The organism is Lentzea sp. NPDC055074 (genome assembly GCF_053608005.1).
The window spans coordinates 187,233-201,143 of the sequence record NZ_JBSGUQ010000009.1 but is presented as its reverse complement, the minus strand read 5'-3'; the positions used below and the strand labels follow the sequence as shown (position 1 = coordinate 201,143).

Genomic DNA, 13,911 nt, shown 5'->3' with positions numbered 1-13,911 from the left:
GTCATCCTAGGCTGCCTGGCCGGACCATGATCTGCTCAGGTCCATCTTCGTTCCCCCTCTTCACAGCGGCGTGCGACCAGTTTCCAAGATCGTCCGCACAAATTCCGCACAGCACCGCCGAGTTCTGGCACCATGCCCCCCGAGGAGGGCTAGTGCGGTATCGGCTTCTTGGGCCGCTGCAGATTTGGCGTGGGGGCGTGGAACTGCGGCTGGGCGGGCCCCGGCAAAGGGCACTGCTCGCAGCGTTGGCACTGCATGCCAATCAGACGGTCAGCTTTGAACATCTGAGTGAGGCGGTGTGGGAATCTCCACCCGCGGCTCCCGAATCGAACATCAGGACCTACGTCGCCGCCCTGCGCAAGCTCGTGCTGGACGACCTCGTGACGGTTCCCGGCGGCTACCGGCTGAAGGTGCCGGAGGGAGAGGCCGACGTCGGCCTCTTCGAGCAGCTGTGCGCGGCCGGCGACGAGGCGTTGAAGCAGGGTGACCACCGGGCGGCGGTCGCGAAGTACGCGGAGGCGCTGGCGTTGTGGCGCGGCCCCGCGCTGGACGGCCTCACCGTGGGGCCGCGGCTCGAGGCCGAGCTCACGCGGCTGCAGGAACGGCGGCTCACCGTCGCCGAACAGCACGCGCGGCTGTCGATCGAGCTGGGCCAGGGCGAGCGGCTGATCGCCGAGCTGCGGCGGCTGACGAAGCAGTTCCCGTTGCGGGAACAGCTGTGGCTGCAGCTGATGCACGCGCTGCAGCGGGCCAACCGGCCCGCCGAGGCGCTGCAGGCGTTCGAGGACGTGCGGGTGCTGCTCGCCGACGAACTGGGCACCGATCCGGGCGGCGAACTGCGCGAGCTGCACGCCCGGCTGTTGCGCGGGGACCAGCCGCGGCCCGCCCTGAACACGCTGCCTCGTGACGTCGCGGACTTCACCGGCCGCGCCGTCGAGATCGAGAGGCTGACCAGGGCCGTCACCGGGAAGGCGGCCGTCGTGATCTCCGCGATCGACGGCATGCCGGGCGTCGGGAAGACGACGCTGGCCGTGCACTTGGCGCACCGTCTGGAGTATCCGGACGGTCAGTTGTTCATCGACCTGCACGCGCACACTGCGGGCCGTGCGCCCGTGGAACCGACAGACGCGCTCGACGTGCTGTTGCGCGCGCTCGGCCTGGAGGAGATCCCGGTCGGCCTGGACGAACGAGCCGCGATGTGGCGCGCCGAGCTGTCCCGCCGCCGGTTGCTCGTCGTGCTCGACAACGCGGTGAGCGCCGACCAGGTGCGGCCGCTGCTGCCGGGCGTGCCCGGCTCGTTGGTGCTGGTCACGTCCCGCGCGCGGCTGGTCGAGCTGGAAGGCACGTCGACGCTCACGCTGGACGTGCTGTCCGAGGCGGAGGCACTGCAGCTGTTCGCCACGATCGTCGGGGACGAACGCGGCACGGACGACGCGGCCCGCGAGGTCGTCGAGCTGTGCGGACGGCTGCCGCTGGCCGTGCGCCTGGCCGCCGGACGGCTCCGCAGCCGTCCCACGTGGACCACCGCCCACCTCGCGACGCGGCTGCGCGAGGGACGATTATCCGAGCTGGACGCGGTCTTCGCACTGTCGTTCAGTCAGCTCCCCAGCACCCACCAGCGGCTCTTCGGCCTGCTCGGACTGCACCACGGCACGGACTTCGACGTCGACCAGGCCGCCGCACTGGGCGAGCTGGACCTGTTCGAGAGCGACGGGATGCTCGAAGACCTCGTCGACGTGCATCTGCTCGAGTCGACGACACTCGGCCGGTACCGCATGCACGACCTGTTGCGGCAGTACGCGCAGTCCAAGGTGGACGCGACCCGTGCGCCCCTGACGAGGCTGCTCGACCACTTCCTGGACACGGCGAACCAGGCGACACGGCTGATGTCGCCCGCCGCGCGCAAGTACGAGGTCGACATCACCTACCGGCCGGCGTCGCGGCTGGTGCTGCGCGACTACGACCACGCCGTCGAGTGGCTGGAGACCGAACGCCAGACGCTCGTGGCCGCCGTGGCGTTGTCACTCGACGGTGACTGGCGCACACACACGTGGCAGCTCGCACGCGCGTTGACGTTCTTCTGCATGGTGCGCGGCCACACGCGTGACTGGGCCACGATCAACGAACTGGCGCTGGAAGCCGCGAAGGACGAGCCGGTCGCGCTCGCCATCACCACGAAGAACTACGCGATGGTGTTCTGGCAGACCGCGCAGTACCCGAGGGCCATCCACTACAACGAGCGCGCGATCGAGATGCTCCGCGAACTGGGCGACCTGCAGGGCGTGGCGGGCACGCTGAACAACCTCTCGCTGGTCTACCGGACCCTCGGCCGCCACGCCGAGGCCGCGGACCTGCTCGAACAGGCCATCACCGTGGCGCGTCAGCTCGGCGACCGGCACCTCGAGTCGCAGGCGATGAGCAACGTCAGCAACATCTACAGCGCGCTCGGCCGCTACGACGAGGCGCTGCAGGCGTGCACGTCGGCGCTCGCGTTGATGCGCGAGATGGGCAGCCGCCGCGACGAGGCGGACACCCAGAGCGCGCTGGGCATGATCCTGTACGCGATGGGCCGGCACTCCGAAGCGTTGGAGGCACTGGAATCGGCTCTCACCGCCGTGCGCGCGATCGGTGACGTGACGACGGAGACCGTGGTGCTCAACTACCTCGGTGACGTGCTCATCGCCGCGGGACGTCCCGACGAGGCCGTGACCCCGTTGCACGAGGCGCTCGACCTGGCCGAACGGATCGACGACCGGCGTGAGGCCGCGAACGCGCACAAGCACCTCGCCCGCGCGGTCGTGGATCCCGCCGAGGCCGCCCGGCACCAGAAGGAGGCGGACGAGCGGTTCGCCGCGTTAGGCGCCGACTGAGCGAGGACCCGGCCTCCCGCCGGGCAGCACCGCGCCCCGCGGCAGCCCGTCCCGCAGCAACGGCAACAGCCGCGGATGCTTGCTCATGAGCACCGCGGCTGTGCCGTTGCGCTGCTGGGTCCGGCGGCAGAAGTGCGGCGCCAGCGCCACCCCCAGGTAGGCCTCCGCGCGCGGCCCGTAGACGACCGCGCCGCCGAGCCCGCACCACCCGGCCGCGACGGCCCGGCCGTCCGCCCACAGGTAGCCCTCGACGTACACCGCGCCGTCGTGCCGGCCCGCCTCGCTGAAGGCGTCGCTGAACGTCACCTGCGGCTGCAGGCGGGTCCCGGCGTCGGCGGACCACCACGTGCCGAGGTCGAGCACCAGCCCCTCGACGCTCGCGTGCGCCCACTCCGAGTCGTCGACGAGCGTGCGGAAGGGCGCCTCCAGCTCCGTCAACGCCGCCGTGAGCTCCTCCACCCGCTCATGGTGCGGTGCTCACGGCGATCCCGCTGTCCGAAGTGGACTCAGCCCGACGACTGGGCGATGGTGATGGGGATGTTCACCGTCACGGGCCCCGCCACACCGGTGATGACCCCGTCGCCCGCCTTCGGTCCCGCCTGCAGCCGCGCGCGGAACGTGATGGTCTGGCCGGGAGCGAGCGTCTGCCCGCCCTCGCACGTGACGGAACCCTTACCGGCCGGGCAGCCGACCATCCCGACCGAGGTCTTGCCCGGCCCGACGGTCTTGATCTTGTCCGGCATCGTCAGCGTCAGCGACGGCACCGTGGTCGGCGCGGTGCCGTTGTTGGTGATGCTGATGTTCATCTCGTTCGCCGGGCCGTCGGTGGTCATGGAGATGCTGCCGGGGCCGGACCCCGAGAGCCTCGCCGCCGCGGGCGCGATCGTGTTGACGGTCGTCGTCACCACGGGCCCGTTGGTCCCGCTCGTCCCGACACCCGGCGCGGCCGACCCGGCGGACGTGCCCGCGGGCGCCGTGCCGTTGCTCTGGGCGGAGCCGGACTGGCTCGGCTGACCGCTCTGCGCGACCCCGTCCGACGCGCTCGCGCTGGTTCCCGGAGCGGCGCCCGGGATCGTCGTGGCGGACGAGCCGCCGTCCGTGCTGACGACACCGGACGCGGCGACCACGACGACCGCCGCGGCCGAGGCGGCGACGCCGAGCCACGAGGTGAGGCTGATGCTCACCGCGGCGCCCTTGGTCGCGGTCGCGGCCGCGGCCAGGTACCCGGCGGTGCCCGTGCCGAGCACGATGGGGGCGACGAGCCCGCGCAACGCGCCGTTGACGTCGGACAGCTCGCTCGCGAGCTTGCGGCACTCGGCGCAGGTGTCCATGTGTTCGTCGATGTGAACGGCGTCGCGTCCCTTGAGACCGCCGCGCGTCCAGGCACCGAGCTTCGTCACCGTGGGACGGCACTTCTCCGCCGGCTCCTGGTTGACGTGCGCCTGCAGGAACGCCTTGCGCAGACCCTCGCGCGCACGGAACGCCATCGCGGAGACGCCGTTCGCGGTCAAACCCAGCAACGGCGCGATCTCGCCGGGGGACTGGCCTTCGATCGCGGTGTGCCACAGGACCGTCTGCCACCGTTCGGGCAGCGTCGCGAACGCCGTCGCGGCCAGTCCCTGGTCCAGGTCCTCGATCGCCTTGTCACGAAACGGCACGCTGGTCGCCTTGGTGGCGCCCGGAATCTCCTCGACGTCACCGGCCAGCTCGACCCGCTTCTCCTTGCGGGTGCGGTCGTACGCCGCGTGCCGCACGGCCGTCAGCAGGTACGGCCGGAACGATGCACCGGGACCGCCACCTCCGCGCAGCGCGGCGAGGACCTTGGCGAACGCCTCCGCCACCAGGTCGTCGGCGTCCGAGGACGACGAGGACAGCTGCATCGCCAGGATGTTCGCCGAGCGGACGTGCCGTTCGTAGAGCTTGCCGTACTCCTCGACCTTGCCATCTCTGACGGCGTCGATCAGGTCGGCATCCGACGGCGGTCGTCCACGCTGCCCGATCAAAGAAAGCCCTCTTAACCTGATGCGCTGTGCTGATACGCGGACCCTATCGACATGACTCAACGCGAACAATCCACGCATCCGAACCTGATGTAATAAAAGAGGTTTAGGGCTCGCGTAAGTCTTGACCAACACAGGCCTGATGGCCCTAGCGCTTGCATACCTTGACCTGCGTGGACTTCCTGACCCAGCTGGTTCCGGTGCGCGCGGCCGTGCCGATCGAACGGCACAGCCTGCTCTCGGATCGCCGCGCCTTCGCCCTGGTCACGCCCGATGCGGACGTGACGTGGCTGTGCCAGCCCGCGCCCGACTCACCCGCTTTGTTCGCCGAACTAATAGGTGGCGACGGACATTTTTCGGTGCAGCCCCAAAGGAACCAGCTCCCGCTGGGCCAACGGTACGTACCCGGCACGCTGGCGGTGCGAACGCGCTGGACAGGGCTCCAGGTTACCGACGAGTTGTCCGGTGGACTGGTGCGTTCGGTCGAAGGCCGGGTGCCCGCGGTGGTGGAGTTCGCGCCCCGTCCCGACTTCGGCCAGAAAGTTGTCCAGTTGGAACCTGTCGCCGACGGCCTTCGCGTGACGGGAACGCCGATCGAGCTGCGTTCCCCCGGCGTGGACTGGCGGATCTCCGGCGGCACGGCCACGGCGGTCGTCACCCCGCCGGTGGTCCTCGAGCTGCGCTGGGGAGCCCCACCGTCCACAGAGGACTGGCATGACTGGTCGGCGGGACTGCTCCTGCCGGCCGTGCACCGCGACCTGGTGCGAAGATCCGCCCTCACGCTGCGCGCCCTCTGCCACCAGGACACCGGCGCCGTGCTGGCCGCCGCCACGACCTCGTTGCCCGAACAGATCGGCGGCATCCGCAACTGGGACTACCGCTACTGCTGGCTGCGCGACGCGGCCCTCACCGTGCAGGCGCTGGTGTCACTGGGATCGACGCAGGAGGCATGCGCTTTCCTGGACTGGCTGCACCGGGTTCTCGCCACCGTCACGAGCCCGGAGGAGCTCGACCCGCTCTACACCGTGCACGGCACCACCCTCGGCCCCGAACGGATCATCGACCTCCCCGGTTACGCGGGCTCGGGCCCCGTCCGCGTCGGCAACCTCGCCGACCAGCAGGTGCAGCTCGACGTCTTCGGCCCGATCACCGACCTCGTCCACACCCTCGCCCTGACCACCGGCACCCTCGCCGACCGCGACTGGGACGTCGTCACGGCCATGGTCCGCGCCGTGACGCGGCGGTGGACCGAACCCGACCACGGCATCTGGGAGGAACGGCACGTCCCGCGCCACCGCGTGCACTCGCGCGTCATGTGCTGGCAGACCGTGGATCGCGCCATCGCGCTGGCCGAACGCTTCGGCCGTCCCGTCGACCCCGCCTGGCCCTCGCTGCGCGCCACGATCGCCGACGACGTCCTCACGCACGGCTGGAACCCCGACGTGCGCGCGTTCACCGCCGCCTACGACGGCACCGACCTCGACGCAGCCGTGCTGCACGTCGGGCTGTCCGGACTGCTCGACCCCGCCGACGAGCGGTTCCAGCTCACCGTCCTCGCGGTGGAGGAGGTGCTGCGCAGCGGCCCGACCGTCTACCGCTACCTGCGCGACGACGGCCTGCCGGGCGACGAGGGCGGGTTCCACCTGTGCACGACGTGGCTGGTCGAGGCGTATCTCGCGGTCGGCAGGCGCGCGGACGCCGAGGAGCTGTTCGAGAGCTTCGTGCGGCTCGCGGGCCCGACCGGGCTGATGCCGGAGGAGTACGACCCGGTCGCGGAACGGTCGCTCGGCAACCACCCGCAGGCCTACTCGCACCTGGGCCTGATCCGTTGCGCCCGGCTGCTGGACGAACCGTGACCCGGACATGAGTAGCCGTACTCATGACAGTGCGGGGGCGACCCAGGAATCTCGGAGGATGACCACTTCCGCGCCCTCGCACACCCCGACGACCGCGGCGTTCTACGTGCAGGCGGTCCTCTCGTTCGGGCTCTCGCTGACCGCGGTCGGCATCGGAGTCGTGTTCCTGCCCGTCGACGGGTGGGTCCGCGCGTTCCTGGGCATCGCGATGCTCTACACCGTCACCTCGGCGTTCACGCTGGCCAAGGTGCTCAGGGACCGCCAGGAGGACACCTACATCACGAGCCGGGTGGACCGGGCGCGGCTCGACAAGCTGCTGACCGAGCACGATCCGTTCAAGATCGACGCGACCTGACTCAGGGATGACCGTGCCACAGCCGCCACGCGCGAGGGCTCGCCGGCTCGTGGAGGACGGCGGCCTCCCCGAACCGCAACCGCACCCGCGCGCCGCCCAGCCGTCCGCGCTCGAGGTGGATGGTCCCGCCGGTCGCCTCCGCGGCGGCACGGGCGATGTCGAGCCCCAGCCCGGTCGACCCGCCCCCGCTGCTGCCGCGGTGCAACGCCGACGACGGGTCGGCGAGCCCGGTGCCGCCGTCCTCGACCACGAGCGTCACCCAGCCCGCGTGCCGCACCACCGACACCCCGACCGGTGCGGCGGGTGGCGTGTGCCGGAAGACGTTCTCCAGCAACGTGTCCACCACAGCGCCCAGCGCGTCGGGTGACAACGGCACCCAGCACGGCTCGCCGACGTCGATCTCGCACTCCCGGCCCTGGTCGGCGGCGTGCGCCGCCCAGAACACCATCCGCGTCTCCACGACCGACGCCACGTCGCACGTGCCGGCCGGTTCGCCCTCGGTGGGGTGCAGGGACTGGATGATCCGGTCGACGTCGTGGCCCAGGGTGCTGACGGCGCTGCGGATCCGGTCGGCGACCGGCCCCGGCCCGACGGCGTCGGCGTCGAGCCGCAGAGCCGCCAGCGGTGTCCGCAGCCGGTGCGACACGTCCGCGATCATCTCCCGTTCCTTCGCGAGCAGCTGCGACGTCCGCGACGAGGCCTCGTCGATCGACTCGGCCAGCGCCTCCAGCTCACGGGGCCCGCGCAGCCGCACCCGCCGCCCGACCGACGACGTCAGGTCCCGCAACGCCGCCAGCACCGGCGTGAAAGGCCTGTGCCCCAACCACACCGACGCCACCAGCGTCACCAGCGCGATCCCGGCGACCAGGAACACCGCCGGGAACGGGAACCGCACCGCGCCGGGCACCACCGACACCACGGCCCCGTCGACGGACACCACCGGAGCGCCACCTCCCGCGCCGAGCCGCGCACCGGTGCGCAGCACGACCGACAACCGGCCCTCGGCACCCGCGGCCGTCCGCGCGATCGTCCCCCGCACGGCATCGGCGTCCGGGGTCACCGCCAGCACCGCCGCGACGACGGCCGCGTCCCGCCGATCGGCCTCCGCGGCCGTGGCGGCGGCGTGCGAGTAGAGCAGGAACCCCGTCGTGGCCACGAAAACGAAGGCGACCAACCCGGCGGCGAGCAGCAGGGAACGGGTGATCACCGCTCTCATTCGGGCGCCGCCAGCTTGAACCCGACACCCCGGACCGTGTGCAGGTACCGGGGATGCGCCGCGGTCTCGCCGAGCTTGCGCCGCAGCCACGACGCGTGCACGTCGATCGTCTTGTCGTCACCCACGTACGGATTGCCCCACACGGCCTGGATGAGCTCACGCCGCGAGATCACGCGCCCCGGCCGTTGCGCGAGATACGCGAGCAGGTCGAACTCACGCCGGCTCAACGAGAGAGCGGAGTCGCCGAGCGTCGCCGTGCGCTGGGCCAGGTCGATGCGCAACCCGCCCAGTTCCACCACCTCGGATGGAATGGCGGAACCACCCGTGCGGCGCAGCAGCGCGTTGATCCGCGCGGCCAGGTGCTCGGACGAGAACGGTTTCACGATGTAGTCGTCCGCCCCCGCGTTGAGCGTGCTCACGACCGACGCCTCGGCACCCCGCGCGGTCGCCACGATGACCGGCACGTTGCTCACCCCGCGCAGCATCCGCAGCGCCGCGACGCCGTCCAGATCCGGCAGCCCCAGGTCGAGTATCACCAGGTCCAGCTCCGAGGTCCCCGCCTCGCGCAGGGCGGCGACAGCGGTGCCGACGGCCTGCACGACGTGCCCGAGGTCGGTCAGCGCGTGCACGAGCGCCGCCTGGACCACCGGGTCGTCCTCGACCACCAGCACCTTCGACATACACGCAGGGTAAGCAGCGAACCCGTCGATTGGGAGAGGTGTCGCGAGCTTATCGAGATCGTGTTTCGTCCTTAAATCTCCCTTAGGACTGAGGGCCCTACGGTCTGCAGTCACACCGGACCAGGGAGTTGGCGTGGCAGAAGTCGTTCTTACGGGGTTGGGGAAGGCCTACGGTGACGGCACCCGTGCGGTCACCGACCTCAACCTGGAGATCCGCGACGGTGAGTTCCTGGTGCTCGTGGGCCCGTCGGGCTGCGGCAAGACGACGGCGCTGCGGATGATCGCGGGCCTCGAGCAGATCACCGAGGGCACGATCCACATCGGCGAGAAGGTCGTCAACGAGGTGCCGTCGCGTGACCGCGACGTTGCGATGGTGTTCCAGTCGTACGCGCTCTACCCGCACCTCAACGTGTACGACAACATCGCGTTCGGCCTCACGCTGCGCAAGCTCGCGAAGAAGGAGATCGACCACCGCGTCCGCGAGGTGGCCGGCGTCCTCGAACTGACCGAGCACCTCGACCGCAAGCCCCGCAACCTCTCCGGCGGACAGCGCCAGCGCGTCGCGATGGGCCGGGCGATCGTGCGGGCCCCGCAGGCGTTCCTGATGGACGAGCCGCTGTCCAATCTGGACGCCAAGCTGCGCGTGCAGATGCGGGCCCAGATCGCGCGGATCCAGCGCGAGATCGGCGTGACGACCGTGTACGTCACGCACGACCAGACCGAGGCCATGACGCTCGGGGACCGCGTGGCCGTCATGCGCCGCGGAGTGCTGCAGCAGGTCGGGCCGCCCCAGGAGCTCTACGACCGGCCGGTCAACCTGTTCGTCGCCGGGTTCATCGGCTCGCCGGGCATGAACCTCGTGTCCGCGAAGCTCGACGAGAACGACGGCCGGTTCTGGGTCTCGCTCAACTCCGACGCGCTGCTGCTGCCGGAGTCCGTGCTGCAGCAACGGCCCGCGCTCAAGCAGTACGTGGGCCGCGACGTCGTGGTCGGCATCCGCCCGGAGGACATGGAGGACACGGCGCTCGCCGATGCCCGCGAGGGCGAGATCCTGCACTCCGTGGCCGACCTGGTCGAGGCCATGGGCTCGGACGTCCTCGTGCACTTCCCGGTCGACGTGCCGCCCGTCGTCACCGACGACACCCGTGAGCTCGCGAAGGACGCCGGCACCGACGACCTGCCCGGCGTGAAGGGCAAGGGGACCGTCCTCGTCGGACGGTTCAGCCCGCGCACCCGCATCTACGAAGGACAACCCGTCGCCGCCTGGGTGGACACGTCCCGGCTGCACTTCTTCGACCCGGCCACCGGGTCCTCGATCTGGAAGTAGGAGCGCTTCGATGAGGAAGCAATGGATCGCGTTGCTCGCGTTGACCACCCTGGCCACCGCATGCTCCGGAGGTGCCGCGGGAACCGGGACTTCTGAGGACCTGAACGGCCAGACCGTCGAGGTCGTCGGCCCGTGGACCGGCGACGAGCAGAAGAGCTTCGAGCAGGTCCTCAAGGTGTTCACGGACAAGACGGGCGCCGTGGTGAAGTACACGCCCGCCGGTGACGAACTGCCGACAGTGGTGCAGACGAGAATCTCGGGTGGCACACCACCGAACGTCGCGTTGATCGCCCAGCCCGGCCTCGTCGAGCAGTTCGCGAAGGCGGGGGCGCTCAAGCCGGTGAACGCCGACGTCGAGAAGGCCGTCACCGACCACAACGCGGCCGTGTGGAAGAAGCTCGGCACCGTCGACGGCAAGCTGTACGGCTTCACCTTCAAGACCGCCAACAAGTCCGCGTTCTGGTACAGCGAGAAGGCCTTCCAGCAGGTCGGTGCCACGCCGCCGGCGACGTGGGACGACCTGATCAAGGTCAGCAGGACGATCTCCGAGACCGGTCTCGCCGCGGTGTCGGTCGGTGGCGCGGACGGCTGGACGCTCACCGACTGGTTCGAGAACGTCTACCTGCGCACCGCGGGCCCGGACAACTACGACAAGCTCGCGAAGCACGAGATCCCGTGGACCGACCCGAGCGTGAAGAAGGCGCTGGAGGAGCTGGCGAAGCTCTGGGGTGACCCGACGCTGATCGCGGGCGGCGCGCTGCAGACCGAGTTCCCGAAGTCCGTGATCAACGTGTTCGGCGAGCCCTCCACGGCCGCGATGGTCTTCGAGGCGGACTTCGTCGCGAGCATCATCACCACGAACACCAAGGCGAAGGTCGGGCAGGACGCCAAGTTCTTCCCGTTCCCGTCGGTCGCGGGCAGCAAGGACGCCGTGGTCGCCGGTGGTGACATGGCCGTGCAGTTCAAGGACGACAAGGCGACCACCGAGCTGATGAAGTTCCTGGCCTCGCCGGAGTCCGGCAAGGAGTGGGCCGAGCTCGGCGGGTTCCTCTCGCCCAACAAGGACATCCCGGAGGCCTCCTACCCGGACGCCGTGACGCAGGACCTCGCGCGGCGGATCGTCGACGCCGGGGACAACGTCCGGTTCGACATGTCCGACCTCGCGCCGGCCGCGTTCGGTGGCACGAAGGGCGCTGGGGAGTGGAAGGACCTGCAGGACTTCCTGGCCGACCCGAAGAACGTGGACGGCATCATGGCGCGCCTGGAAGCCAACGCGGCCAAGGCCTACGGAAAATGAGGCTTCGCCCGAGCGTGGACGCCGCGCCGGGGCGCTCGCCCCGGCAGGCGATCCCGTTCCTGCTCCCCGCACTGGTGGTGCTCGCCGCGCTGGTGCTGTACCCGCTGGTGTTCTCGCTGATCCGCAGCTTCTTCGACGCGTCGGGGAACGAGTTCGTCGGCCTGCGCAACTACGTCGACACGTTCACCGACCCGCGGACGCTGACCGCGTTCCGCAACAACGTGATCTGGGTGGTGGTCGCCCCGGCGGCCGTCACCGGCATCGGGCTGATCCTCGCGGTGCTGACCGAGCGGATCAGGTGGGCGACGGCGTTCCGGCTGGTGCTGTTCATGCCGATGGCGATCTCGCTGTTCGCCTCGGGCATCATCTTCCGGCTCGTGTACGAGGAGGCGCCGAACCAGGGCGTCGTGAACGCGGTCATGGTCGGCGTGCACGACATGTTCAGCCCGGCCTCGAAGTACCCGAACGCACGGCCGCGTGACGGTTATGCGGCAACGGACGCGGGGTACGCCGGGATCAGGCCGGCGAAGGCGGGCGACACGATCACGTTGCCGCTCATCGGGTACTCGCCGCAGGACCTGCCGCCGCAGGCGCTGCCGGCCTCCTCGCCGGCCGCGGGCACCGGGGAACTGCGCGGGGTGATCTGGCTCGACGTGTCGGTCGGGGGCAAGGCGGGCACGGTCGACCCGACCGAGCGCGGCATGCCCGGCATCGCGGTGGAGGCGGTGCGCGACGGGCAGGTCGTCGCCCGCACCACGACCGGTGACGACGGCAGGTTCACGTTCCCCGACCTGGGCGCCGCGGACGTGACCGTGCGGTTGCCCGCGGACAACTTCACGCTGCCGTTCCGAGGCCTGACCTGGCTCGGTGCGTCGCTGATCACCCCGGTGATCATCTCGTCCTGGATCTGGATCATGACCGGGTTCGCGATCACGTTCATCGCGGCGGGTCTCTCGGCGATCCCGCGCGACGCCCTGGAGGCCGCGCGCGTCGACGGCGCGACCGAGTGGCAGGTGTTCAAGCGCGTCACCATCCCGCTGCTCTCCCCGGTGCTGCTGGTGGTGTTCGTGACACTCGTGATCAACGTGCTGAAGATCTTCGAGCTGGTGTTCGTCATCGCGCCGGGCTCGGTGCAGTCCGAGGCCAACGTGCTGGCCCTGCAGATGTGGCAGGTGTCCTTCGGCACGGGCGGTGACCAGGGGGCGGGCAGTGCGCTCGCGGTGATCCTGTTCCTGCTGGTGGCCCCGGCGATGCTGTTCAACATCCGCCGATTCCGACGGGAGCGGTCATGACCCTGGTGGCCGAAGAGGTCCGCATCGACGTGCCCGTCTCCGGCGCGCCCAAGCGGAGTGTGCTGACGCGGTTCGTCGGCCGGCTCGGCAACGGTTTCGTGCAGGTGGTGCTCGCCCTCGTGGCGGTGTTCTGGCTGGTGCCGGTGTTCGGCCTGCTGATCGCGTCGTTGCGCGACGAGTCGGCCAACACCGCGAGCGGCTGGTGGACGATCTTCACCAAGCCCGCCGAGCTGACGCTGGCCAACTACGCCGAGCTCGTCGCGAACAAGGCGGTGTGGCAGTCGTTCCTGAACACCTTCTACATCGCCGTGCCCGCGACGGTCCTGGTCGTCGTCATGGCGTCCCTGGCCTCGTACGCGCTGGCGTGGATCGAGTTCCCGGGCCGCGAGACGCTGACCGTCGTCGTGGTGGGCCTGCTGGTGATGCCGATCCAGGTCGCGCTGATCCCGGTGGCGAAGCTGTTCGGGGCGCTGGGGCTGTTCGGCACGATCACCGGCGTGGTGCTGTTCCACGTCGCGTTCGGCCTGCCGTTCGCCATCTTCCTGCTGCGCAACTTCTTCACCGGCATCCCGCGCGACCTGATCGAGGCGGCGCGGATGGACGGCGCGACGGAGTGGGTGATCTTCAAGCGGGTGATCCTGCCGGTGGCGAAGCCGGCGATCGCGTCGCTGACGATCTTCCAGTTCCTGTGGGTGTGGAACGACCTGCTGGTGGCGCTGGTGTTCGCGGACCAGGACTCGGCGCCGATCACGGTGGCGCTGCGGGCCCAGCTGCGGCAGTTCGGCACCAACATCGACATGCTCTCCACGGGCGCGTTCCTGTCGATGATCGTGCCGCTCGGGGTGTTCCTGGTGTTCCAGAAGTACTTCGTGCAGGGCGTGCTGGCGGGGTCGACGAAGTAGCGGGGCGGGGGGGGGGGGCCCCCCCCCCCCCCACAACCCCGGGGGGGGGGGGAAGGCCCCCCCCCCGCTAAGGGCGGTGAAAAAAAAAAATTATAAGGGGCCGACAGAACAGGTTG

At 70.2% G+C, this 13,911-nt stretch carries 10 protein-coding genes and 1 pseudogene; 7 read left to right on the top strand and 4 right to left on the bottom strand.

Annotated features, from left to right (window positions below):
* Positions 1 to 26 precede the first annotated feature (26 nt).
* The gene (locus ACWF7A_RS22235; RefSeq protein WP_452252377.1) at positions 27 to 2,870 is read left to right on the top strand and encodes a BTAD domain-containing putative transcriptional regulator; all 2,844 of its coding nucleotides are present in this window, start codon (positions 27 to 29) and stop codon (positions 2,868 to 2,870) included.
* Here ACWF7A_RS22235 and ACWF7A_RS22230 read toward each other — a convergent pair.
* Both ACWF7A_RS22230 and ACWF7A_RS22225 read right to left on the bottom strand, forming a co-directional pair.
* Positions 2,856 to 3,329: a hypothetical protein gene (locus ACWF7A_RS22230; protein ID WP_452252376.1), complete on the bottom strand. Its 474-nt coding sequence runs from the start codon at positions 3,327 to 3,329 to the stop codon at positions 2,856 to 2,858. The two genes, ACWF7A_RS22235 and ACWF7A_RS22230, sit on opposite strands and share 15 nt — an antisense overlap.
* A gap of 47 nt (positions 3,330 to 3,376) precedes the next feature.
* On the bottom strand, positions 3,377 to 4,873 hold the full coding sequence (locus tag ACWF7A_RS22225; RefSeq protein ID WP_452252375.1) for a sigma-70 family RNA polymerase sigma factor: 1,497 nt from the start codon (positions 4,871 to 4,873) through the stop codon (positions 3,377 to 3,379).
* 206 nt (positions 4,874 to 5,079) lie between these two features.
* Between ACWF7A_RS22225 and ACWF7A_RS22220 the strand changes: the two are divergent.
* Both ACWF7A_RS22220 and ACWF7A_RS22215 read left to right on the top strand, forming a co-directional pair.
* Positions 5,080 to 6,726, top strand: a pseudogene (locus ACWF7A_RS22220) (glycoside hydrolase family 15 protein); the annotation flags it as partial.
* 58 nt (positions 6,727 to 6,784) lie between these two features.
* Positions 6,785 to 7,081 (top strand): YiaA/YiaB family inner membrane protein, encoded by a 297-nt coding sequence (locus ACWF7A_RS22215; protein WP_452252374.1) that lies wholly within the window; start codon positions 6,785 to 6,787, stop codon positions 7,079 to 7,081.
* Between the two features lies 1 nt (position 7,082).
* On the opposite strand, the gene ACWF7A_RS22210 is transcribed toward ACWF7A_RS22215, so the two are convergent.
* Together ACWF7A_RS22210 and ACWF7A_RS22205 are read right to left on the bottom strand one after the other, a co-directional pair.
* Positions 7,083 to 8,288, bottom strand: a complete 1,206-nt coding sequence (locus tag ACWF7A_RS22210; RefSeq protein ID WP_452252373.1) for an ATP-binding protein — start codon at positions 8,286 to 8,288, stop codon at positions 7,083 to 7,085.
* Positions 8,289 to 8,293: 5 nt separating this feature from the next.
* The gene (locus ACWF7A_RS22205; protein WP_452252372.1) at positions 8,294 to 8,977 is read right to left on the bottom strand and encodes a response regulator transcription factor; all 684 of its coding nucleotides are present in this window, start codon (positions 8,975 to 8,977) and stop codon (positions 8,294 to 8,296) included.
* 133 nt (positions 8,978 to 9,110) lie between these two features.
* Here ACWF7A_RS22205 and ACWF7A_RS22200 point away from each other — a divergent pair, with 133 nt between their 5' ends.
* Genes ACWF7A_RS22200 through ACWF7A_RS22185 form a run of 4 tightly spaced genes read left to right on the top strand, consistent with a single transcriptional unit; the run spans position 9,111 to position 13,795 of the window.
* Entirely contained in the window at positions 9,111 to 10,304 is a 1,194-nt protein-coding gene (locus ACWF7A_RS22200; RefSeq protein WP_452252371.1) for an ABC transporter ATP-binding protein, read from the top strand.
* Positions 10,305 to 10,314: 10 nt separating this feature from the next.
* The gene (locus ACWF7A_RS22195) at positions 10,315 to 11,601 is read left to right on the top strand and encodes an ABC transporter substrate-binding protein (RefSeq protein ID WP_452252370.1); all 1,287 of its coding nucleotides are present in this window, start codon (positions 10,315 to 10,317) and stop codon (positions 11,599 to 11,601) included.
* On the top strand, positions 11,598 to 12,893 hold the full coding sequence (locus ACWF7A_RS22190) for an ABC transporter permease subunit (protein ID WP_452252369.1): 1,296 nt from the start codon (positions 11,598 to 11,600) through the stop codon (positions 12,891 to 12,893). The genes ACWF7A_RS22195 and ACWF7A_RS22190 overlap by 4 nt, the downstream gene beginning before the upstream one ends.
* Positions 12,890 to 13,795, top strand: coding sequence for a carbohydrate ABC transporter permease (locus ACWF7A_RS22185; RefSeq protein ID WP_452252368.1), 906 nt, complete (start codon positions 12,890 to 12,892; stop codon positions 13,793 to 13,795). The genes ACWF7A_RS22190 and ACWF7A_RS22185 overlap by 4 nt, the downstream gene beginning before the upstream one ends.
* The last annotated feature ends 116 nt before the right edge of the window (positions 13,796 to 13,911 follow it).